Annotated in this window: 19 protein-coding genes; 9 read left to right on the top strand and 10 right to left on the bottom strand. The window is 46.3% G+C overall.

What is annotated here, in order from left to right:
- Nucleotides 1-27: 27 nt before the first annotated feature.
- From gspG to gspC, 5 genes are read right to left on the bottom strand one after another with little or no spacing between them, the layout of a single operon-like run.
- The gene (gene gspG / locus N646_RS11570; protein WP_005379298.1) at nt 28-471 is read right to left on the bottom strand and encodes a type II secretion system major pseudopilin GspG; all 444 of its coding nucleotides are present in this window, start codon (nt 469-471) and stop codon (nt 28-30) included.
- 59 nt (nt 472-530) lie between these two features.
- On the bottom strand, nt 531-1,748 hold the full coding sequence (gene gspF / locus N646_RS11565; protein ID WP_005382993.1) for a type II secretion system inner membrane protein GspF: 1,218 nt from the start codon (nt 1,746-1,748) through the stop codon (nt 531-533).
- Nucleotides 1,748-3,250, bottom strand: a complete 1,503-nt coding sequence (gene gspE / locus N646_RS11560; RefSeq protein ID WP_005379296.1) for a type II secretion system ATPase GspE — start codon at nt 3,248-3,250, stop codon at nt 1,748-1,750. The genes gspF and gspE overlap by 1 nt, the downstream gene beginning before the upstream one ends.
- Nucleotides 3,250-5,268: a type II secretion system secretin GspD gene (gene gspD, locus N646_RS11555; protein WP_005379295.1), complete on the bottom strand. Its 2,019-nt coding sequence runs from the start codon at nt 5,266-5,268 to the stop codon at nt 3,250-3,252. Before gspD ends, gspE begins: the two co-directional genes overlap by 1 nt.
- A gap of 36 nt (nt 5,269-5,304) precedes the next feature.
- Nucleotides 5,305-6,231 (bottom strand): type II secretion system protein GspC, encoded by a 927-nt coding sequence (gene gspC, locus N646_RS11550; RefSeq protein ID WP_017820690.1) that lies wholly within the window; start codon nt 6,229-6,231, stop codon nt 5,305-5,307.
- Nucleotides 6,232-6,484: 253 nt separating this feature from the next.
- Here gspC and hslR point away from each other — a divergent pair, with 253 nt between their 5' ends.
- From hslR to N646_RS11530, 4 genes are all read left to right on the top strand, one after another.
- Entirely contained in the window at nt 6,485-6,871 is a 387-nt protein-coding gene (gene hslR, locus N646_RS11545; RefSeq protein WP_005379292.1) for a ribosome-associated heat shock protein Hsp15, read from the top strand.
- A gap of 31 nt (nt 6,872-6,902) precedes the next feature.
- On the top strand, nt 6,903-7,778 hold the full coding sequence (hslO, locus tag N646_RS11540; RefSeq protein ID WP_005379290.1) for an Hsp33 family molecular chaperone HslO: 876 nt from the start codon (nt 6,903-6,905) through the stop codon (nt 7,776-7,778).
- A 336-nt stretch (nt 7,779-8,114) separates the two neighbouring features.
- The gene (gene pckA / locus N646_RS11535; protein WP_017820689.1) at nt 8,115-9,743 is read left to right on the top strand and encodes a phosphoenolpyruvate carboxykinase (ATP); all 1,629 of its coding nucleotides are present in this window, start codon (nt 8,115-8,117) and stop codon (nt 9,741-9,743) included.
- Nucleotides 9,744-9,933: 190 nt separating this feature from the next.
- Nucleotides 9,934-12,051 carry an AsmA family protein gene (locus tag N646_RS11530; protein WP_017820688.1) on the top strand — a complete coding sequence of 706 codons (2,118 nt, stop codon included), beginning with the start codon at nt 9,934-9,936 and terminating at the stop codon, nt 12,049-12,051.
- Here N646_RS11530 and N646_RS11525 read toward each other — a convergent pair.
- From N646_RS11525 to N646_RS11515, 3 genes are all read right to left on the bottom strand, one after another.
- Nucleotides 12,037-12,954: a bifunctional GNAT family N-acetyltransferase/hotdog fold thioesterase gene (locus N646_RS11525; protein WP_005379283.1), complete on the bottom strand. Its 918-nt coding sequence runs from the start codon at nt 12,952-12,954 to the stop codon at nt 12,037-12,039. The genes N646_RS11530 and N646_RS11525 overlap by 15 nt on opposite strands.
- A gap of 106 nt (nt 12,955-13,060) precedes the next feature.
- Nucleotides 13,061-13,495 carry a D-aminoacyl-tRNA deacylase gene (dtd, locus tag N646_RS11520; protein WP_021034088.1) on the bottom strand — a complete coding sequence of 145 codons (435 nt, stop codon included), beginning with the start codon at nt 13,493-13,495 and terminating at the stop codon, nt 13,061-13,063.
- Complete coding sequence (locus N646_RS11515) at nt 13,467-14,411, bottom strand: virulence factor BrkB family protein (protein WP_005379281.1); 945 nt, start codon at nt 14,409-14,411, stop codon at nt 13,467-13,469. Before N646_RS11515 ends, dtd begins: the two co-directional genes overlap by 29 nt.
- Before the next feature lie 34 nt (nt 14,412-14,445).
- On the opposite strand from N646_RS11515, the gene N646_RS11510 reads away from it, so the two are divergent.
- Nucleotides 14,446-15,087 carry a DUF2959 domain-containing protein gene (locus N646_RS11510; protein WP_005382972.1) on the top strand — a complete coding sequence of 214 codons (642 nt, stop codon included), beginning with the start codon at nt 14,446-14,448 and terminating at the stop codon, nt 15,085-15,087.
- Between the two features lie 31 nt (nt 15,088-15,118).
- Here the strand turns inward: N646_RS11510 and N646_RS11505 are convergent, their stop codons facing one another.
- A complete protein-coding gene (locus N646_RS11505; protein ID WP_005382971.1) occupies nt 15,119-15,661 on the bottom strand; it encodes an AAA family ATPase in 543 nt (180 codons plus the stop codon).
- A gap of 72 nt (nt 15,662-15,733) precedes the next feature.
- Nucleotides 15,734-17,563: a translational GTPase TypA gene (typA, locus tag N646_RS11500; protein ID WP_005379276.1), complete on the bottom strand. Its 1,830-nt coding sequence runs from the start codon at nt 17,561-17,563 to the stop codon at nt 15,734-15,736.
- Between the two features lie 530 nt (nt 17,564-18,093).
- Here typA and glnA point away from each other — a divergent pair.
- The 4 genes from glnA (at nt 18,094) to glnG (ending at nt 22,920) form a co-directional block, all read left to right on the top strand.
- The gene (gene glnA, locus N646_RS11495; protein WP_005379275.1) at nt 18,094-19,503 is read left to right on the top strand and encodes a glutamate--ammonia ligase; all 1,410 of its coding nucleotides are present in this window, start codon (nt 18,094-18,096) and stop codon (nt 19,501-19,503) included.
- Nucleotides 19,504-19,698: 195 nt separating this feature from the next.
- Nucleotides 19,699-20,280: a DUF4124 domain-containing protein gene (locus tag N646_RS11490; RefSeq protein ID WP_017821939.1), complete on the top strand. Its 582-nt coding sequence runs from the start codon at nt 19,699-19,701 to the stop codon at nt 20,278-20,280.
- A 168-nt stretch (nt 20,281-20,448) separates the two neighbouring features.
- Nucleotides 20,449-21,459 (top strand): nitrogen regulation protein NR(II), encoded by a 1,011-nt coding sequence (gene glnL / locus N646_RS11485; protein WP_005379271.1) that lies wholly within the window; start codon nt 20,449-20,451, stop codon nt 21,457-21,459.
- A 57-nt stretch (nt 21,460-21,516) separates the two neighbouring features.
- The gene (gene glnG, locus N646_RS11480; protein WP_017821941.1) at nt 21,517-22,920 is read left to right on the top strand and encodes a nitrogen regulation protein NR(I); all 1,404 of its coding nucleotides are present in this window, start codon (nt 21,517-21,519) and stop codon (nt 22,918-22,920) included.
- Nucleotides 22,921-22,958 lie beyond the last annotated feature (38 nt).

The raw sequence follows: 22,958 nt of genomic DNA, 5'->3' as shown, positions 1-22,958 counted from the left end.
GTTTCATTAGTGCTGGCTTAGGCTCAATTATTGGAAGTCTTGCATGTTCCAGTTGCCAATATCTGCAGCTGGACCTTCTCCACCCTCTTGGCCATCTGCGCCTAGAGTGAAGATATCGATTGTACCGTTATCACCTGGGCTTAAGTATTGGTACTGGTTGCCCCAAGGGTCATTAGGAAGACGTTTGATGTAACCACCATCACGGTAGTTGCGTGGCTCTGGGTTAGATGGCTTGCTAACCAATGCTTCTAGACCTTGGTCCGTTGTTGGGTAAACGCTATTGTCCAACTTGTACATATCTAAGGCATTTTCCAACGCGACAATGTCCGTAATCGCTTTTTGTTGGTCTGCCTTCTCTTTGTTACCCAATAGGTTTGGAACAACAAAACTTGCCAAAATACCCAGGATAACGACAACAACCATCACTTCTAAAAGTGTAAAACCCTGTTGTTTACTACGCTTAAACTTCATTTTTTTCTCCGAAAGTTAGATTAAAGCCATGCCGTTAGTAGACACGTCTTAATTCGAAATTATCCGCTCATCAAGTTATTCATTTCTAGCATTGGCATCAAGGTCGCCATCACAATGAACAACACTAATCCAGCCATTAATGCAATCAGCGCAGGAGTAAACACACCCAGAGCAATATTGACTGTTGATTCAAAGTTTTGATCTTGGTTATCGGCTGCCCGCGTCAACATGCTCTCTAATTCACCACTTTGCTCACCACTGGCGATCATGTGTAGCATCATTGGTGGAAACAAGCGAGTTTGGTCCAACGCCTTACGCAAACTAGCGCCCTCTCGGACGTTATCCGCTGCAAGCAAGACTTGCTGCTTCACATAACGGTTAGACATAACATCTACCGCAACGCGCATACCCTCGAGAATTGGAATAGCACTGGAAGTACAGATCGAAAGTGTTCGTGCGAATCGTGCGGTATTCAAACCTCGAGAGATCTTACCTATTAGCGGTAAGCTCAAGATTTTTCTGTCCCAAGCTAAGCGAAAGTCTGGCTTTTGCAACGCCAGTTTGAGGCCATAGAAAAGCGCCACCAGCACAACGAAAATAATCAGCCCCCAATCTTGCACAAACTCACTGGCTGCCAGTAAAAATTGCGTCGATTGAGGTAACTCTTGGCCCATCTGAATGATGGGTTCAATGATTTTAGGAACCACTGTCGCCAATAAGAACGAAACGATGACAACCGCGAATACCACCAAAACTACAGGATAAATCATGGCTTGAAGCAATTTAGATCGCATCTTTTGGCGGTTTTCGACATAGTCTGCCAAACGCTCTAATACGGTATCGAGGTGACCTGATTTTTCGCCCGCCGCAACCATAGAGCGGTACAGTTCATCAAACACGTGTGGGTAATCAGCAAAACTGTCGGCGAGCGGATAACCCTCGGTTACTTTCGAGCGAACCGCAGCCAGCATAGAACGAATTCTCGGCTTTTCAGCCTGCTCAGAGACCGCGCGCAAACATTCTTCCAGAGGCATGCCTGATTGGACTAACGTGGACAATTGACGTGTGATGAGTGCCAGCTCAGATGTTGAGATGCCGCGCTTAAAGCTGACTGAGCCTGAAGACTTAGCCGATTTAGCTTTCGTCTCAACCACTTCAATCGGGATCATCCCTTGCTCTTTGAGTCGCTGGCGCACTTGTCGGGCGTTGTCCCCTTCTATCGTGCCTTTTTTATGCTTGCCTTTTGCATCTAGCGCTTTGTACTCAAATGCCGCCATTAGGTTTCCTTCGTCACTCGCATCACTTCTTCAAGTGACGTAATACCACGACGTACTTTGCTTAGACCATCACTGCGAATACTTGGCGTATGGGCGCGAACGGCTCTCTCAATTTCTTGCTCACCAGACTCTCGGTGAATCAATTCTTGCACTTGCTCATCGACCATAATGAGCTCGTGGATACCTGTTCGACCTCGGTAACCTTTTTGGTTACACGCTTCGCAGCCTTTAGCACGGTGTAGCTCTAGTGGTTCATGCGCTTCCATACCAAACAGTTTCTTCTGTTCAGCATCGGCTTCATACGGCTCTTTACAGCTTGGACAAAGCGTTCGAACTAAGCGCTGCGCTAGCACCCCTAATAACGAAGAAGAAATAAGGAATGGCTCAATACCCATATCACGTAGACGCGTAATCGCACCCACTGCGGTGTTGGTGTGGAGAGTAGACATTACCAAGTGACCCGTTAAGGACGCTTGCACTGCAATTTGTGCGGTTTCTAAGTCACGGATCTCACCGACCATCACCACATCCGGGTCCTGACGCAGAATGGCACGCAAACCACGCGCAAAAGTCATGTCGACCTTTGGGTTCACCTGAGTTTGACCGATGCCATCAATATCAAATTCGATCGGGTCTTCAACCGTTAGAATGTTGCGCTCGTTGCTATTGATCTCTTGCAAGCCAGCATACAAGGTGGTGGATTTACCAGAACCTGTCGGGCCCGTCACCAAGATGATACCGTGAGGGCGGCCAATCAAGTGACGGAAGTTGTCATGCACTGAAGGTGTCATGCCCAAACTATGTAAATCAAGACGAGTCGCGTTTTTATCCAACAAACGCATTACCACGCGCTCACCATGTGAGGACGGCATCGTAGATACACGCACGTCCACCGCACGACCACCGATACGCAACGAAATACGGCCATCTTGAGGCACACGCTTTTCTGCGATATCTAGTTTAGCCATAACCTTCACACGAGAAACTAGCAAAGGCGCTAGCTTACGGCTTGGAGTCAGGACTTCACGCAATACGCCATCGACACGGAAACGAATCGAAAGGGTTTTCTCGAACGTCTCAATATGAATATCCGAAGCACCTTCTTTGATCGCTTCGCCCAACATGGCGTTGATCAATTTGATGATTGGCGCATCGTCTTCCGATTCTAATAAGTCTTCATCGTGCGGCAGTTCTTCAGCCAAAGAGAAGAAATCATCGCTATCAGCACCAATATCTTCCATCAACTGACGCGCTTCAGACGAGTCACGTTGATATGCTTCGGTCAGCTTTTTATCAAAGGCTTCTTTATCGATAGGTTGTGGTACGAAGCTTTTCTTTAATACACGACGGACTTCAACCAGAGCCGCAGGGTTAAGCGGCTCGACATAGTAAAGAATAGGTGGACGCTCAGGATGCTCTGTCTCCAGCACCAGTTTAAAGCGGTTGGCAAAACTGAATGGCAGACGACGCATACTTGGCGCTGTGTCTAACATATCAACCATTAGTTGTTTTCCATTTGATCAATAAACGCTTGAATCTCTGTTGGGTGCTGACGCTCCTGGCCAAAGGCAGGCATAACCGGGATCTTCTCGTCAGCCATCAACTTCAACCCTTGATCCGCTTTGTAAAGCTGTTCTGCGCGAATAAAGTTGTATTTACGCTGCGTAATACCGTCGGCCGTCACACCATCGCGAATAATCGTCGGCTTGATGAACACCATCAAGTTACGTTTTTCTGTTTGCGTGCTAGTTGACTTGAACAGATGGCCAAGTACCGGAATGTCACCCAATAGCGGCACTTTGGACTCACTTTCAAGTGCGCGTTCATCGACCAAACCACCAAGAACCAACATCTGACCATCTTGGATCATGACAGAGGTGTTTAACTGTCGTTTAGCAAAGCGAACGTCAACCGCACCGTTTGCGCCTAATACGTTGGAAACTTCTTGTTCAATGTTTAACTGTACAGAGTCACCTTCGTTAATTTGTGGCACTACTTTGAGTTTGATACCGACTTCTTTACGGTCAACCGTTTGGAATGGATTGTCGTTGTTTGAGCCAGCCGTAGAGCCCGTAATAACCGGAACCTCTTCACCCACAATAAATGATGCTTCGCCATTATCCATTACGGTAATACTCGGCGAAGATAGAATGTTTGAGTTGGAGTCAGAAGCAACAGCACTAATTAGCGCTGTCCAGTCACCCATGACAATACTCATTGCCGCACCATTTACTCCGCTAAGTGCTGACGCTAGCGTAGAGTAGTCACCTGATTCAGTAACATCATATGGCGTTCGTTCGCCATTAGAGTTGGTATAGTATTCAGTTCGGGTTTGATCTTTTGCTTCTTCTAGACCAACCATCACCTGACCAATCGGGGCTCCTGAGTTACCGTACTGAATTACAGCACCCGTTTCTAATGAACCCCACTGAACACCTAGGTTAATACCATCACCTTCAGACATTTCGACAATTAACGCTTCAATAAGAACCTGAGCACGACGAATATCGAGTTGAGAAATGACGTCTTGTAATGCCATCATAATATCTGGTGGCGCTGTTAAAACTAACGAGTTAGTTGCAGCGTGAGCAGCAATGACGACCTCACCACGCGATGCACCTGATGTTTTCTGACCGGCTTGCTTTTCAGCTTGCAGGTTATCGGAAACACCTTTCAATACATCCACCAAGTCTTCAGCTTTCGCATTTTTCAGGTACACGACTCGGTTGTTACCTTTTGTCGCCATTTCAACATCAAGTTGACGAATTAAACGTTTCAAGCGGGCTCTTACTTTTGGATCACCAGAAATTAAAATCGCGTTAGTACGTTCATCGGCCACAATTTTAGGTTCAAGGAACTCTGGCGTGCTTTTCTGATTCGCACTTTTATTCAGTGCTTCGACAATGCGTACCATTTCAGCAGCAGATGCATTACGCAGCTCCACCAATTCAATTTCTTTATCACCGGCTTGGTCAACACGCTTGATGATCTCTGCTAAGCGATTCACTACTGCCGCACGACCAGTGATCAAGATAATATTCGCTGGATCATAATGAACCACGTTACCGGCACCGGCGTTATCAATCAGCTGACGAAGTAGAGGAGACAACTCTCGAACCGACACATTACGCACCGCGACAACTCGAGTGATAACACTATCGCCTTGCGCGCTGCCATCACCTAACACAGGGATTGCTGAGGTTTTTGAGTCTTTTGCTTTGATAACCTTAAGTACCCCATTGTCCATTTCTACGACTGCGTAACCGTATACTTCAAGGACATTAAGGAAAAAGCTGTAGTATTGCTCTTCGTTAAGTACGTCATAGCTGCGGACATCGATCTTACCGCGTACTGAAGGATCAACAATGATGGTCTTTTCGAGGTTACGACCCACTATGTTGATGAATTCTTGAATATCAGTGCCTTTAAAGCTCGCACTAAATTCGTTTGCCATTGCACCTGGTACGCAGAGTAAACTTCCTGCTAGTAGCCAAGCACTTTTGCTGAACCAATGTTTCACGTATGTCTCCCTGAACTTACGCCGGTTGCCTAAGTCTTACAATTGGATATAGATATCGTACTGTTGGCCGTCTCGCTCAACAGTTAAATTTAATTCTTGCGGATCGCTCATCACTTGCATCAGTTGTACTGAAGAAGACGGATCACTTAAATCGATCCCGTTCAGTTGAACCGCAATATCACCAGGTTGTAGCCCTACATCATTAAATAATGCGGCATCACGACCAGGTGATACTCGATAACCAACAATGTCTCCGTCTTTTTTGACGGGTGAAATGGTGATGTATTTAAAAACGCTTTGTGGATCTTTCGCAATTTCTTCGCGGATTTGCTCTAATTTCTCTCCAACGTCAGACGTCGCTGCTTCTGCTCGCTGAGCTTGCGCCCTAGCTACCTGCGGCGATTCAGATAGCTTCTTATATTCTATACCTTGCATCATTAAGGTCTCGTCTCGACCTTGGTTATCAATGATGACGCGATCCACCAATACCGCTTTTAGCGTCGCACGTGTCCCTTCGATTTCTTCACCCAAACCGTACGTAGCTTGCTTACCTCGGTTAGCAATAACAGCAAGGCTGGTATTGGCATCACTGCTGGCAACCGCACCGACTAGGGTGAGGTTAAGGCGCGTCTTAGGGGCGTCTTTAACAATAGGCTGTTCTACAACCACCGCTTTTTGCTCAGTGTATTTACCGAATAGGTTGGCATTCTGAAGGGCATTAAAATCTATCGCGTCGCCTTTATTGCTCGCAGCAACGCTACTCGCCGATGGACGCCATTGCGGCACTTCCGACGATTGAGGTATGGCTAACCACACAATTTTGCCAAGTATCCATCCGGTTATCGCAATAAACAGACAGGTAAGCAACAAGCTAAGTTTGGCTTGAATGGTATAATGATTGGACTTGATCTGAGCCAGTAGCGGTCTGCTTGATAATCCTGCACTTAGCTCTAAACGTTTCACTGAATGGATTCCTTTATTCTAACGTCCGTCATTTAAGCTATAACGATAGCTATCGACTTTAAATTGCTAAATTTGCAATAAAATTATTACTCAACAAAGAGCAGTGAACTATATCACAAGTTGTCTTTCATACCTTTTTCTTATGCAGTTTTTGCCAACTCCCTTGAAAAAAATACGCCTTGACTCCATCTGTAGGTGAATAATCCATCACTCATTGCCGTATTCGGGCAGTGATTAGATAGCGTAGTGTTCTATGAGTTCCCTAAATGAAGCCGTTAGGCTAGATAAATGGCTATGGGCCGCAAGATTTTACAAAACCCGCTCCATCGCGCGTAACATGGTCGATGGCGGTAAAGTCCACTATAATGGCCAACGAAGCAAGCCGAGTAAAATCGTTGAAGTGGGCGCTGAAGTCAGACTTCGTCAAGGCAACGAAGAAAAAATCGTGATAATCGAACAAATCTCAGATCAACGCCGAGGCGCTCCCATCGCACAAACCTTATATCGCGAAACCAATGAGAGTATCGCGAAACGTGAGGAACACGCGACTCAACGTAAGCTTAATGCCCACAACCCAAGTCCGGAACGCCGCCCAGATAAAAAGCAGCGCCGAGACATCATTAAGTTCAAACACCAATAAAAGCCGGAATTACCAACGAGGAAAGCACTCCATGGCAAATAATGTTTTAAACCGCTACCTATTCGAAGATCTTTCAGTACGTGGCGAGTTGGTACAATTGGATGAAGCGTACCAACGTGTTATCTCCAGCAAGGAATATCCGGCAGCAATAGAGAAACTGCTGGGTGAGCTACTCGTTTCAACTACTCTTTTAACTGCCACTCTTAAGTTCGAAGGTTCGATCACCATCCAGCTACAAGGCGACGGTCCTGTGTCTCTTGCCGTTATCAACGGTGACCATAACCAACGTGTTCGTGGCGTAGCTCGCTGGGAAGGCGATGTTGCCGATGACGCAAACATTCACGATCTAATGGGTAAGGGCTACCTTGTGATCACCATCGAACCGAAAAACGGCGAGCGTTACCAAGGCGTCGTTGGACTAGAAGGTGACACTTTAGCAGAAGTGCTAGAAGGCTACTTTGCAAACTCAGAGCAGTTAAAAACGCGCCTATGGATCCGCACTGGTGAGCATGAAGGCAAAGCACACGCAGCAGGTATGTTGATTCAAGTGATCCCTGACGGCACTGGCTCTCCAGATGATTTCGAACATCTAGAGCAGCTCACTGACACAGTAAAAGATGAAGAATTGTTTGGTTTAGAAGCGAACGAGTTATTGTATCGACTATATAACCAAGACAAAGTACGTCTGTACGAGCCGCAACCTGTCGAGTTCCATTGTGGCTGTTCTCGTGAGCGTAGCGGTGCCGCAATCATCACCGTTGAGAAAGCTGAAATTTATGACATTTTGGCAGAAGTTGGATCAGTTTCTTTACATTGTGATTACTGTGGCACAACTTATACGTTCGACGAATCTGAAGTCACTGAACTGTATGCACAAGCTTCTACGGACAAGAAAACCCTGCATTAATTTACATAGCTTATCAAGCACGTAATTTACCCTACAAAAGGCCAGCTTAATGCTGGCCTTTTTGTGATCAACCCCTCGTAATAACTAGCCTCAAGCGTAATAAAACAACTGCTTAATTTTAAACAATTAATAATGATTTTGCCCTAGCGCAAAGGATTGCGTGCACGATAGACTATTCCCACCAATATGTGACGGGTTACCTAAAGCCTTATTGAAATCATGGGTAAATTTTGAGCTATCTCCCTGTTTTCTCCCCGCCCCGTTGCTAGCATGGTGAGCAGATTAAAATTAAAACATTCTTACAAAATCCCTACAAAATCCTTATAAGGAGCACCTATGACCGTTATGGAACATACTAAGGCTGCAACACTTGATCTAACCAAGCACGGACTGCATAACGTAAAAGAGGTTATTCGCAACCCAAGCTACGAAATGTTGTTTGAGGAAGAAACGCGTGAAGACCTAACCGGTTATGAGCGCGGCGTGGTTACTGAACTAGGTGCGGTTGCCGTTGACACTGGCATCTTTACTGGTCGCTCACCAAAAGATAAATACATCGTCAAAGACGCTACGACAGAAGAACATATGTGGTGGACGTCTGATCAAGTGAAAAATGATAACAAGCCAATCACTCCTGAAGTGTGGGACGAGCTAAAAGAACTGGTCACAAACCAGCTTTCTAACAAACGCTTGTTTGTTGTTGACGGTTACTGTGGTGCAAACCCAGATACACGTTTGAGCATTCGTGTTATCACAGAAGTCGCATGGCAAGCGCACTTCGTTAAAAACATGTTTATTCGCCCGACAGAAGAAGAGTTAGCGACATTTGAACCAGACTTCGTAGTAATGAATGGCGCAAAATGCACTAATCCAAAATGGGAAGAGCAAGGCCTGAACTCAGAAAACTTCACCGTATTTAACCTAACCGAGCGCATGCAACTTATCGGTGGTACTTGGTACGGCGGTGAAATGAAGAAAGGTATGTTCGCCATGATGAACTACTTCCTTCCACTAAAAGACATCGCATCAATGCACTGTAGCGCTAACATGGGCAAAGATGGCGATGTAGCGGTATTCTTCGGTCTATCTGGTACGGGTAAAACGACCCTGTCGACTGATCCTAAACGTGCGCTAATTGGTGATGATGAGCACGGCTGGGATGATGACGGTGTCTTCAACTTCGAAGGTGGTTGTTACGCAAAAACCATCAAACTTTCGAAAGAAGCGGAGCCGGACATCTACAACGCAATTCGTCGTGATGCACTGCTAGAAAACGTAACAGTACGTGGCGATGGCTCTATCGACTTTGATGATGGTTCGAAAACAGAAAACACACGTGTTTCTTACCCTATCTACCATATCGATAATATCGTTAAGCCAGTATCAAAAGGCGGTCACGCGAATAAAGTGATCTTCCTATCAGCCGATGCATTTGGCGTACTGCCTCCAGTATCTAAATTGACACCTGAGCAAACTAAGTACCACTTCCTGTCTGGCTTTACCGCCAAACTAGCGGGAACAGAGCGCGGTATTACTGAGCCAACACCAACTTTCTCTGCTTGTTTCGGCGCGGCGTTCCTAACGCTTCACCCAACTAAATACGCAGAAGTACTGGTTAAACGCATGGAAGCAGCAGGCGCTGAGGCTTACCTAGTGAACACAGGTTGGAACGGCACTGGCAAACGTATCTCGATTCAAGATACGCGCGGAATTATTGATGCGATTCTTGATGGTTCGATTGAAGATGCACCAACTAAGCACATTCCTATCTTCAATCTTGAAGTACCGACTTCACTACCAGGTGTGGATCCTAGCATTCTAGACCCTCGCGACACGTACGTTGACCCACTTCAGTGGGAAAGCAAAGCGAAAGATTTAGCAGCGCGCTTTATCAATAACTTTGATAAATACACAGACAACGCTGAAGGTAAATCCCTGGTTGCGGCTGGTCCTCAGATTGATTAAATCGAGTAACAGCGACGTCGCGTAAACGCAGTGAAAAGTTGGCATTAACTTATCACCTTTACGTAGGCCAAGTTACAAAAATTGCTTCAAGCCCCTCTTTTGAGGGGCTTTTTATTGAATACCACAGAATATTGATACAAGCTAAAGCCTATCTAGTTTTATTTCATAACACACGTAGGTTCTAGCAAAGATGAAAACAGCGCGTCGAGTTCTACTTCTGTTACTGGTTATCTTAGTTGCCATTCCAGCCGCTACGATTGCGCTGCTAACAACATCTTACGCGGACGCAACCTGGCGCTTGCTGTCAAACACCTTTTCTCTTCCCTTCCGGGCCGGAAGCGTGCGTTATGGCTTTCCCTATCACCTAACTTTACAACGCGTGAACACCAGCGGAGACGATGCGTCTTACATCGAGCAAGTCGATTTATGGATGAATCCCGATGTTTATCGCGATGGTAAATGGATCGTTGATAGTTTATTGATTGATGGTATGAGCTTGCAGTATGGCGCACCAAAGCTCCCACCTTTAGACAACGTTTTATTCCATCAAATCGCGCTCAAAAATATTGATTACGCCGACGAGCAGTTCTCTGCCAATGGCATTGACCTTCAAATTCAATCACCACAATGGAATGGTCAATTAATACCATATGGCGAAGTTCAACTTGCAGCTGACCAACTCTATTGGAATGGCGAAGCCTTTAATCAAGTCTTAATCGATATAGACTACAAACCGCAAGACAGTACGCTTTATGGCACCTCTTTTAACTGGCGTAACAGTCAAATATCTGGGCAAGGGGAGCAGTATCCTCAAGGCTGGTCTTTAGTAAATGTGACCATCAACAAGCTGAAACTGAGTAATACGCAGCGCCAATCACTGCTTGCAAAACCTTGGCACGATCTACCATTTAACATTAATCATATTAATAGCTTAGATTTGCTTAACGCCGATATTGAATGGGGCGACTGGCACTGGCAGAACTTGGATCTTTCTGTGGAAAACGCCACACTGCCACTGTCTCTCTGGAAGACAAAAGCTCAAGTGTCATTGCAGGCGGATAGCGTTCGATTCCAGCAGCAAACCGCAATAGAGCCACGTTTGAGTGCCGCTATCGAGCCAGGAGTAATCCAGCTCAACGAGCTCAGTTTAGATTGGCAGCAAGGTCGAGTGCAAGTTTCTGGATTGTTCACGCCAACACAATGGAAGCTCAAAGAAGCCTCTATTCAAGGCCTCAAGTGGGCAACACAGCCAGAAGACAACCTAAATTGGTGGCACGCCGCCACCAGCGAGTTAGAGCATGTTGCAATCGAACGACTCGACATTGAGCGCAGCCAAATTATCCAGCTATCTCACGAACCTTATTGGCAACTTTCCGGTTTAAATATCGAAGGGCAACAGCTTGATATTAAACAGTCGGCTCAACGTTGGGGCCTTTGGCAAGGCGAATTGGAAGTCAGCGTTGTCAACGCCAGCTATGACCAAATACTCACGTCTCACGCAGCACTTGCCATGCAAAGCAAAGATGGCTTTTGGCAATTGACTCGCCTTTTTGCGCCACTCGAGCAAGGCTACGTAGAAGGCATCGGACAAATAGATTTGAGTACCCCGAGCCAACCTTGGGCGCTCAACGTCAATGCTGATGGTATTCCCTTATCGCTCTTCCACGATTATTTTTTACCCGACACACTGGCTATTGATGGTTTTTCCGATCTCAGCCTCGATCTACAAGGGTTATCAGGTGATCGCAACATGCTGGCCTACAGCTTATCGGGTGAAGTGGAAGCCAATCTCCGAGATACCCGCTTGAAGTCCCAAGCGGATCATTCGCTCAAAGCCATTACCTTAAGTCCACTGCGTTTAAGCGCGCAACGAGGGGAAGTTGCCATAAAGCCGGTCACCATCTCAGGAAAAGCCATAAGTGGTAAGGTTTGGGGAACATTTGATATGGCCAACAACCCGCTAAGTGGCATTACTTATCAATTGGAAGAGTCGTGCGGAAACATTGAAGGCGATCTACTAAGTGGCGAAACCCACCGTAATGAGTGCGTGAACGCATCAAAACTGTCCGAGCCTACTGATATTGAGACTCCACAGAAAAATGAACCTTCCATCGAGCAGCCAATCGTAATTGATAACATCAATTTGGAGACTCAAGAGGAAGAGCTTTACGAAGAAGTTATCGAAGAAGATGAAGTACCCGACACGAATTCCGCAGCAGAACAAACCCTCTCACCGACAGAGCAAGAAGGTGAAACAGATAAGCGCCCAGCAGATCAGTCGGCGCTTACCCCATCAGCAACTGAGTAACTGCGAGTAGTTCGGTATCAGCATATAGGTACCGACAAAATCAACAGCTGGCGTGTCACCACTATAAATCACTACGTGAATAACGATGCGTGCTTTGCGTCCCGACTCCAATCGGTCTAGGTCACCACTGATCCCATCCAACGAAGTACTCGCCACGGGGTTTTGTTCGACTGGTTGACGATAACGAATAGAGCTGTCGGCCAACACAATATCACCGTGCAACCCACGCTCTTTAAGCAGCAGCCACGTCATCCCCCACCCTGTCAGGGTTGCTAAGGTAAAAGCTGACCCGGCGAACATGGTGTTATGCGGATTAAGGTTAGGATTAAGCTGCGCACAGCATTCAAACTGGTAACCCGTGTACTGGTTAATTTTGATCCCCATTTTGTCGCTAATTGGGATTTGTTGCTCCCAGCGCTGTTGAAGCTCAGTACACCATTCAGGGCGACGTAACACATTGGCCATCGGATCCAGTTGCTTCACCATTTGCTGATGGCGCACAGGGCCACGCTCATCGGTCAGCTCGCCTCGACGCTCAAAGCCATTTTTTTCATAAAAGGCGATGGCATCTTCACGGGCATTACACACCAAGCGTTTCGCTCCTTCTTGGCGCGCTAACGACTCTAGTGCAACCAAAACCAGCGAACCCATCCCTTTGCTACGGCGATTATTTTTAACCGCCATATAGCGGATCTGGCCATCATTGTCCGGCGTAATGTATAAACGGCCAATCGCCATAGGACGACCTCGACCATCAACAATCATGCGGTGATGGCTCATTTCGTCGTATTCATCGCGCTCAGAGCCGATCGGCATACGCCATGGCTCACGAAGCAGTTGCCAGCGAAACTGATAATACTTGTTTATCTGATTATCGGTTTTGGGAGTAATGAGTTTGAACATATCAATCCTTTGAAAGCACAACACTAATCAGTGTCGGAAAAATTACTCCAAGCCAATTCCATGAGCTTGGAGTTAAAGCTTAGACTATGGCGCCTGTGTTACCAGATTAGACCTGCAACCAAAACGTCACTGGACCGTCATTCACCAAAGACACCTTCATATCGGCAGCGAAGCGGCCACGCTGTGTGGGTAAGACTTCTTCACACAAGTCAGAAAAGTAATCATACAAGCGCTCTGCATCCACAGGATGCGCACCGCGAGAAAAGCCAGCTCGCGTGCCTTTTTTTGTATCCGCAGGCAGCGTAAATTGAGAAACCACCAGCACTTTACCTTCCACCTGTTTAACGTTCAGGTTCATCTTGCCTTCGTCATCTTCGAACACACGGTAGGTTGTAACACGCTCCATTAAACGCTTTGCTTTGGCTTCATCGTCGCCCTTCTCTACGCCCAATAAGACCAGCAGACCACGATCAATTTCTCCTACGACTTCACCATCCACACGGACGGCTGCTTCACTGACTCGTTGAATTAGCGCTATCACTACTCTCGCTTCCTTCATCTGTTAACTGAGATTCAGCGGTCGAGTGTATCATGTCTAAATCTTCACTCCAGTGCTCTCGCTCACCAAGCGCAGCCGTAACTTCCGCCCCCAATAACACGATCATCCAGCATAAATACACCCAAACAAATAAGATAGGAATCGCCGCTAACGCGCCGTAGATGAGCTGATAAGACGGAAACTGAGTGATGTAGAGTGCAAAGCCTTTTTTACTCAACTCGAACAGTATCGCGGCGACTGCTGCCCCCATGGCACCATGAGCGAGGTGTACTTTTTTATTCGGCACTAGAATATACAAGCCAAGAAAAGCAAAAAAGGACAGCAACAACGGTAGCCAACGCAGAAATAGATTAAACGCACCAGATAATGTCTCATTCTCTAAAATTTGCAGCGAAGTCACGTACGACGTCGCCGCAATACTCGCACCGACCATGATCGGCCCTAACGTGAGTACCATCCAATACATAGAGAATGAAAAGACTAAACGGCGCTTGTCTTTAACTCGCCAAATGTAGTTTAAGTTCTTATCAATGTTGGAAATCAGCATGACCGCTGCGATGAATAAAAACCCACCGCCAACCGCGCTCATTTTGCCCGTATTCGCCACAAATTCCTGTAATGCCGTATGTACAGCTTCTCCAGAAGCTGGCACAAAATTCTCAATAATGTAGCCTTGCAGCACCTCACCAACGTTCGCAAAAACGGGAAATTTCGACAATATTGATAACAATACCGTCAGCATTGGCACGATGGATAACAAGGTAATGTAGGCAAGATAGCCCGCGTTCACATTCACACGGTCATGCGTTAATCGCTTAAGAAGATACTTAAAAAACGCGACGCAACTTGGCAGTAGATTGATTAATCTCGCCTTGTAACTCTCTGATAACTGGTTCATAGTTCATCCCATAATTAGCGCCGAGGACATAAGAATGCCTTATTTATTAGCAATTGTACTATCAATTTTCACTTTAACAGGGTGTCAATCTGCTTATTACTCAGCAATGGAGCAGGTTGGGTATCATAAACGAGATATTATGGTCGACCGCGTCGAAGATGCCAAAGAATCTCAACAAGATGCACAAGAAGAATTCACCAGTGCACTTGAAGCCTTGTCTGCGATCACCAACTTTGATGGTGGTGAGCTAGAAAATGTCTACAACAACATCAATGACAAATACGAAGATAGCGAAAAAGCGGCTCAAGACGTACGTGACCGTATTGCTGCGATTGAAGACGTATCCGGCGCACTGTTTGATGAGTGGCAAGATGAGCTAGAGCTGTACTCGAGTGCGAAACTGCGTCGTTCAAGCGAGCAAAAACTACGTGAAACCAAAGCCTCGTACAAAACCATGCTTAGCGCTATGAAGCGTGCAGAGAAAAAGATGACACCGGTACTGGATACGCTACGTGACAACACGTTGTACTTAAAACACAACCTTAACGCCAGTGCGATTGGTTCTTTGCAAGGTGAGTTCTCTAGCTTAGAGAAAGACATTCAGTTTGCGATCAAACAAATGAACGAAGCGATTGCAGAGTCCGATAAATTCCTACAAAAGCTCAATCAAAAGTAAATGATTTAGACCTCCTCCTAGTGAGGAGGTTTTAGTCGGCGACCTTACCGAGTAAACCGATGACTCTTCGAACAAAGCCTACTCTCTCTGGCACAGTTCCCCATGGTACTTCTATCACTTCATAACCCAACTCAGTATAGACACTCACTAACGACTGATGAATCTCCAATGCTTCTTCAAAGCTGTGCGGACGCACTTCATCTTGTACGTAAATGGATGCTTCAGGTCGACAAGTAAACACCTGACTATGGTACCCAGCGCTTTCGGTTAAGAAAGCTTGGTCAACCTTACAGCCGCCCACTTGTAGGTATGCAATGATGTCGGGGATGGCGCGATCAACAAACGCAACATCATGACAACGCGCATCACTCTTTTGTTTGTCCATCAACCCAAGGCATAACTTGGCAAACTCAGGTAAATTCGTCCACGGCAAAATACCATTTTCTAACTGGCTTTGCTGCTCAATCAAGTCGCGAGACCCTTCAGGAAACGTGGCATAACCACACGCGTCTAGCGCATTCAGCAGTGTTGTTTTTCCCGCACCAGGCCCACCGGTGATAATAATCGGGTTCATATTCAACTCCAGAAAACAAAAAGCCCCGAGCATAACTCGAGGCTTCTTCTTAATTGAATCGCTTAACGAAAATTATTTCGCGCCACGAGAAGCACGCTTACGGTCGCTTTCCGTTAGGAACTTCTTACGGATACGGATGCTTTCAGGCGTTACTTCTACTAGCTCGTCGTCATCGATGAATTCTAGTGCTTGCTCAAGAGTCATCTTGATAGGCGGAGTAAGAACCTGTGCGTCATCGGTACCAGATGCACGAACGTTGGTTAGCTGCTTACCTTTCAGTGCGTTTACCGTTAGGTCGTTGTCACGGCTGTGAATACCGATAACCATACCTTCGTAAACTTCAACACCGTGACCGATAAATAGACGACCACGCTCTTGAAGGTTGAACAGTGCGTTAGTTAGCGCTTTACCCATCGCGTTCGCGATTAGTACACCGTTTACACGTTGACCGATGTTACCGCCTTTGTGAGGGCCGTAGTGATCAAACGTATGGTAAAGAAGACCTGAACCTGAAGTCAGTGTCATGAATTCCGTTTGGAAACCGATCAGACCACGTGATGGCATAACGAAGTCCATACGCACACGACCTTTACCGTCTGGAGACATGTCTTTCAGCTCACCTTTACGTAGGCCGATGTTCTCCATGATGCCGCCTTGGTGCTCTTCCATTACGTCGATCGTTACAGTCTCGAACGGTTCCATCAACTGACCATCTTCTTCTTTGATGATTACTTCTGGACGAGATACTGCTAGCTCAAAGCCTTCACGACGCATGTTTTCGATCAGGATAGAAAGGTGAAGTTCACCACGACCTGATACGCGGAATTTATCTGGATCGTCTGTTTGCTCAACGCGTAGCGCAACGTTGTGTACCAATTCCTTCTCAAGACGCTCAAGGATGTTACGTGACGTTACGAACTTACCTTCTTTACCCGCGAATGGAGACGTGTTTACTTGGAACGTCATTGTTACTGTTGGTTCATCAACAGACAATGGTGGTAATGCTTCTACTGCGTTTTGTGCACAGATAGTGTCAGAAATTTTCAGCTCGCCAAGACCAGTGATTGCGATGATATCACCCGCGTTAGCTTGTTCCACTTCGTGACGCTCTAGGCCAAGGTAGCCCATTACTGTACCCACTTTACCGTTGCGAGTTTTACCGTCAGCACCAATAATGGTTACCTGTTGGTTTGGTTTAACGCTACCACGAGTTACGCGAGCCACGCCGATAACACCAACGTAAGAGCTGTAGTCTAGCTGAGAAACTTGCATCTGTAGTGGACCATCAAGGTCAACATTTGGCGCGTCAACAACATCAACGATAGTTTGGAATAGTGGTTCCATGTTCTCGCCAGTTTCGCCTTCTTCTAGAGAAGCCCAGCCGTTAAGTGCTGATGCGTAAACTACTTTAAAGTCTAGCTGGTCATCAGTTGCACCTAGGTTGTCGAACAGGTCGAACACTTGGTCCATAACCCAATCAGGACGTGCACCAGGGCGGTCAATCTTGTTGATTACAACGATTGGTTTTAGACCGTGAGCAAACGCTTTTTGTGTTACGAAACGCGTTTGAGGCATTGGACCATCGACTGCGTCAACGATAAGTAGTACAGAGTCTACCATCGACATGATACGCTCAACTTCACCACCGAAGTCCGCGTGTCCCGGAGTATCTACGATGTTGATACGGTAATCGTTCCAGTCGATTGCTGTGTTTTTAGCAAGAATGGTAATACCGCGCTCTTTCTCGATGTCGTTCGAGTCCATGACTCGCTCTTCAGCTTCACCGCGAGACTCAAGCGTGCCTGATTGTTGTAGCAGCTTGTCAACCAACGTGGTTTTACCGTGGTCAACGTGCGCGATGATCGCGATATTTCTTAATTTATCAATCTGTGGAGTAGCCATGGATATTGATTCACTTAGATAGATGAAATGCCCCCACGCTGAGAACGGGTGCTCTCTGGCGACATTTGCTGATTAAAAAAACGGCCATAATGTACCAGATTTTAGCAAAAAGCCTAGAAATATGTGATCTACTCCCGAGCATTTCTGCGATTTTTACGCTTAATGCCCATTTTCTTCCTCAGAACGAATTGATTAAACGCAACTTTATTCTAATCGATGCATAATTCAAATTGACTCTTGCTCAAAAACTGGGCTGAATACGCAATGTACCTGTCACATTATGGTGCAACAATGATTTTTGGCACCATAATAGTGCAAGCAAAGATCATTTTGGTGCAAGCAAGTGCACCAAACTAGCATTCAAAAACACAATTGCTTGAAATTAATGGAATATTTTTTTTGGCACGGTTTTGGCTTTAGTTAAAACAGCATCGATTAATGAAAAGTCAAATTGATTAATCAATGCCAGGTTTCATGAATAATTCATAAATCGAGCTTTTACCGCTTATTAACACTGGAGGTTATCCAAGATGTCAGTAGAAAACGTTCTATCGCTGATCCAAGAAAACGAAGTTAAGTTTGTTGACCTACGCTTCACTGATACAAAAGGTAAAGAGCAGCACATTTCGATCCCTGCTCACCAAATCGACGCAGACTTCTTCGAAGAAGGTAAAATGTTCGATGGTTCATCAGTTGCTGGCTGGAAAGGTATCAACGAATCAGACATGGTAATGATGCCTGACGCATCTTCTGCTGTGCTTGACCCATTCACGGAAGACGCAACACTAAATATCCGTTGTGACATCTTAGAGCCTGCAACAATGCAAGGCTATGACCGTGACCCACGCTCTATCGCAAAACGCGCTGAAGACTTCATGCGTTCTACAGGTGTTGCAGATACTGTACTTATCGGTCCTGAGCCAGAATTTTTCCTATTTGATGACGTGAAGTTCTCGACGGACATGTCAGGCTCTTTCTTCAAGATCGACGACGTAGAAGCGGCATGGAACACAGGTTCTGACTACGAAGAAGGTAACAAAGGTCACCGTCCAGGCGTTAAAGGTGGTTACTTCCCAGTAGCTCCAGTAGATTCATCTCAAGACATCCGTTCTGCTATGTGTCTAGTAATGGAAGAAATGGGTCTTGTTGTTGAAGCGCACCACCACGAAGTGGCAACGGCGGGTCAAAACGAAATCGCAACTCGTTTCAACACGCTAACAACCAAAGCTGACGAAATCCAAATCTACAAGTACGTTGTACACAACGTTGCTCACGCGTTTGGTAAAACAGCGACGTTTATGCCTAAACCACTTGTTGGCGACAACGGCAGCGGTATGCACGTTCACCAGTCTCTAGCAAAAGATGGCGTAAACCTATTTGCTGGTGACAAGTACGGCGGTCTATCTGAAATGGCGCTTTACTACATCGGTGGTATCATCAAACACGCTCGTGCAATCAACGCATTCGCTAACCCATCAACAAACTCGTACAAACGTCTTGTACCAGGCTTCGAAGCACCAGTAATGCTAGCTTACTCAGCGCGTAACCGCTCTGCTTCAATCCGTATCCCAGTGGTACCAAGCCCGAAAGCACGTCGTATCGAAGTTCGTTTCGGTGACCCAGCGGCGAACCCATACCTATGTTTCGCAGCAATGCTTATGGCTGGTCTTGACGGTATCAAGAATAAGATCCACCCAGGCGAAGCGATGGATAAAGACCTTTACGATCTTCCAGCTGAAGAAGCAGCAGAAATCCCAACTGTTGCATACTCACTAAAAGACGCGCTAGCAGAGCTAGATGCTGATCGTGAGTTCTTAACAGCGGGCGGCGTATTCTCTGACGACTTCATCGATTCATACATCGACCTTAAGTCTCAGGACGTAGAGCGTGTAAACATGACAACTCACCCTGTTGAGTTCGAACTTTACTACTCTGTGTAAGGTCGACACTGTGTAAAATGTAAACACAGCAATAAAATATTAGGCTCGCCTCGCAGGCGGGCCTTTTTTGTATTCGCCACTCAAGCTTCGACGTTTAACATGAGGGGATAATAAAAATACGCTTAGAATTTTTCCTTACAGGTCAAAGAGCTAAGCCATTGAAACGTGAAATCATCGAACAAGAGAAGGTGAGCAATGAAAGTTCAGCTTATTCCATCACTGTGTGCACTCAGCGGATTGTTAATCGCCTCTACCGCCTTCGCGCAGGTCGCGTATACGTGGGTAGATGAAAATGGCGTGGTTCACTTTAGTGATACGCCAAACAAAGGAGCAAAAGCGATCGCACTGCCAAACCTTGAAGCCAGCGCACCAGCTCCTGAGGTAGAAAGTACTGAATCGCTCGCACCTCAGACTACGCCATCTACTGCATCACAAAACAAGCCAGAGAAAACAACCGAGAAGCCTCTTCCATTACAACTTTCAATGCAGACCCCCAAGCACAACGAGACCATCCGTAACAATCGAGGCATCATCAATATTCAATTAGAAACCAATCGCAAGCTTGGTATCGGTGAGCAATTGCAATTGTTACTCGATGGAAAACCCTATGGTGCACCACAAAACCATATAGTGTGGCAGTTAAACAATATTGACCGAGGCACTCACACACTTGCTGTGCACGCGAAAAGAAGCGGCAAGCTTATTGCATCTACTAGCCCTATAACGGTGCATTTACATAGAGCAAGTGTTAAGCCGACCGTAAAAGGGGCAAAATAGAATATCTGGTGAAAAAAATCACATCACAGCGGTGCTTTTCACTTTTTCTTCTAAGATTTATTCGCCATACTTAACGTTCAATTGCACCATTATTGTGCATCGCACAATCTTAAAGCAAAACAAGGACGTAATGTGGATACCAGTCTTCCTAGTGCCATTCTCAACAATATGGTGACAGCAACGCTGATTCTTGATGATGGATTGGCCATCCGTTATGCCAATCCGGCTGCCGAATTGCTGTTTTCTCAAAGCGCTAAACGAATTATTGAACAATCACTTTCTCAATTGATTCAGCATGCGTCGCTGGATCTCGCGCTGCTCACTCAACCGTTGCAAAGTGGCCAAAGCATCACCGACAGTGACGTCACTTTCGTTGTTGATGGCCGCCCTTTAATGCTAGAGGTGACGGTTAGCCCTATCACTTGGCAAAAGCAGTTGATGCTTCTGGTCGAGATGCGCAAAATTGATCAGCAGCGCCGACTCTCTCAAGAACTGAACCAACACGCCCAACAACAAGCGGCGAAGCTGTTAGTCCGAGGGCTTGCACATGAGATCAAAAATCCGCTTGGCGGCTTACGCGGTGCGGCGCAATTGTTAGAAAAAATGCTGCCAGAGCCCTCTCTCACCGAATATACACACATCATCATTGAGCAAGCAGACCGTTTAAGGGCGCTCGTGGATCGATTACTAGGACCTCAGAAGCCAGGTAAGAAGACACAAGAGAATCTGCACCAAATTCTTGAAAAGGTTCGCCAACTGGTTGAATTAGAGTCACAACGCTCAATCATCATTGAACGAGATTATGACCCAAGCTTGCCAGAGATTTTGATGGATACAGACCAAATCGAGCAGGCAATGCTTAATATCGTCAGTAACGCCGCACAAATTCTTAGCCATCAAGAGCACGGGAAAATAACCATTCGCACCAGAACGGTGCATCAAGCCAATATTCACGGCAAACGCTGTAAACTCGCTGCTCGTGTCGAAATCACAGACAACGGCCCAGGTATTCCACCGGAACTACAAGACACGCTGTTCTATCCCATGGTCAGTGGCCGCGAGGGAGGAACTGGATTAGGGCTATCTATTTCGCAAAATTTGATCGACCAGCACAATGGAAAAATAGACGTAGAAAGCTGGCCTGGTCACACAACATTTACTATTTATCTGCCGATCTGAGTGCGCTAATGGACTTCAAGTCGCGTCAGTTTTTCGGTTTGCTGCAAGGATTACTACATGAGTAAAGGATATGTTTGGGTCGTTGATGACGACAGTTCAATTCGCTGGGTAATGGAGAAAACGCTCTCCTCTGCCAACATCAAATGTGAAACCTATGCCGATGGGGAAAGCGTGTTAATGGCGCTCGAACGCGAAGTGCCGGATGTTCTAGTATCAGACATTCGCATGCCAGGTATTGATGGGTTGGAGCTACTAAAGCAAGTACAGCGCGATTACCCAGACCTTCCCGTGATTATCATGACCGCGCATTCAGATTTAGATGCGGCAGTGAATGCGTACCAAAAAGGTGCTTTTGAATATTTACCAAAACCTTTTGATATTGATGAAACTTTAACTCTGGTTGAACGAGCCATTGCACACAGCCACGAAAACAAACGCGAGCAGCTCTCTCCAGAAGACATTCCAGCAGAAACGCCTGAAATTATCGGTGAAGCACCAGCGATGCAAGAGGTGTTTCGCGCCATTGGTCGTCTTTCTCGCTCCTCTATTTCAGTCTTGATTAACGGTGAATCGGGCACGGGTAAAGAACTCGTTGCTCATGCACTGCACCGTCACAGTCCACGTGCTAACAAACCTTTCATTGCGCTCAATATGGCGGCGATTCCCAAAGACTTGATTGAATCAGAACTGTTTGGCCACGAAAAAGGCGCGTTTACGGGAGCAAACAATGTTCGTCAAGGACGATTCGAACAAGCCAATGGCGGCACTCTATTTTTAGACGAAATCGGCGACATGCCATTAGACATTCAAACTCGTTTACTACGCGTTCTAGCTGACGGGCAGTTTTATCGAGTGGGCGGTCACTCTCCGATCAGTGTCGATGTACGAATTGTCGCGGCAACACACCAGAACTTAGAAAAGCTGGTGCAAGAAGGTGACTTCCGTGAGGACCTCTTTCATCGCTTAAACGTGATTCGCGTGCAGATCCCGGCACTGCGTGAGCGTAAGCAAGACATTGAAAAGCTTACACAGCATTTTCTTATCCGTGCGGCTGATGAGCTTGGTGTGGAAACAAAAACTCTCCACCCATCGACCGTGGAGATTCTTAACCGCCTTGATTGGCCTGGCAACGTTCGTCAATTAGAGAATATTTGCCGTTGGTTAACCGTTATGGCCAGTGGTAGCGAAGTGTTACCAAATGACTTGCCAAGCGAACTACTCGAAGAGAAAAAATCCATTTCAGACTCTGCACATGGTAGTTGGCAAGAACAATTGGCGGATTGGGCACGGCATTCACTCGCAGCAGGAGATAAAGAACTACTTTCTTACGCTTTACCAGAATTTGAACGCATTTTATTAGAAGCAGCCTTAGAGCACACTAAAGGTCATAAGCAAGATGCCGCTAAAGTATTAGGCTGGGGGCGAAATACACTCACCAGAAAATTAAAAGAATTGTACTGACAATCACTTACGTGGTGCGTTAACAACGAGCGTCGTTT

This window comes from Vibrio alginolyticus NBRC 15630 = ATCC 17749, assembly GCF_000354175.2.
GTDB classification, from domain to species: Bacteria; Pseudomonadota; Gammaproteobacteria; order Enterobacterales; family Vibrionaceae; genus Vibrio; species Vibrio alginolyticus.
This window is presented reverse-complemented; position numbering and strand designations above follow the sequence as displayed.

Bases quoted from the DNA above. Each gene is read 5' to 3' on its own strand.
- N646_RS11525 (WP_005379283.1), bottom strand. From the start codon at position 12,954: ATGTTCAAACTCATTACTCCCAAAACCGATAATCAGATAAACAAGTAT.
- glnL (WP_005379271.1), top strand. From the start codon at position 20,449: ATGGTGACAGCAACGCTGATTCTTGATGATGGATTGGCCATCCGTTAT.
- hslR (WP_005379292.1), top strand. From the start codon at position 6,485: ATGAGTTCCCTAAATGAAGCCGTTAGGCTAGATAAATGGCTATGGGCC.
- hslO (WP_005379290.1), top strand. From the start codon at position 6,903: ATGGCAAATAATGTTTTAAACCGCTACCTATTCGAAGATCTTTCAGTA.
- glnA (WP_005379275.1), top strand. From the start codon at position 18,094: ATGTCAGTAGAAAACGTTCTATCGCTGATCCAAGAAAACGAAGTTAAG.
- gspG (WP_005379298.1), bottom strand. From the start codon at position 471: ATGAAGTTTAAGCGTAGTAAACAACAGGGTTTTACACTTTTAGAAGTG.
- N646_RS11490 (WP_017821939.1), top strand. From the start codon at position 19,699: ATGAAAGTTCAGCTTATTCCATCACTGTGTGCACTCAGCGGATTGTTA.
- N646_RS11515 (WP_005379281.1), bottom strand. From the start codon at position 14,411: ATGAACCAGTTATCAGAGAGTTACAAGGCGAGATTAATCAATCTACTG.
- gspF (WP_005382993.1), bottom strand. From the start codon at position 1,748: ATGGCGGCATTTGAGTACAAAGCGCTAGATGCAAAAGGCAAGCATAAA.
- N646_RS11530 (WP_017820688.1), top strand. From the start codon at position 9,934: ATGAAAACAGCGCGTCGAGTTCTACTTCTGTTACTGGTTATCTTAGTT.
- N646_RS11505 (WP_005382971.1), bottom strand. From the start codon at position 15,661: ATGAACCCGATTATTATCACCGGTGGGCCTGGTGCGGGAAAAACAACA.
- N646_RS11510 (WP_005382972.1), top strand. From the start codon at position 14,446: ATGCCTTATTTATTAGCAATTGTACTATCAATTTTCACTTTAACAGGG.
- typA (WP_005379276.1), bottom strand. From the start codon at position 17,563: ATGGCTACTCCACAGATTGATAAATTAAGAAATATCGCGATCATCGCG.
- gspE (WP_005379296.1), bottom strand. From the start codon at position 3,250: ATGGTTGATATGTTAGACACAGCGCCAAGTATGCGTCGTCTGCCATTC.
- glnG (WP_017821941.1), top strand. From the start codon at position 21,517: ATGAGTAAAGGATATGTTTGGGTCGTTGATGACGACAGTTCAATTCGC.
- pckA (WP_017820689.1), top strand. From the start codon at position 8,115: ATGACCGTTATGGAACATACTAAGGCTGCAACACTTGATCTAACCAAG.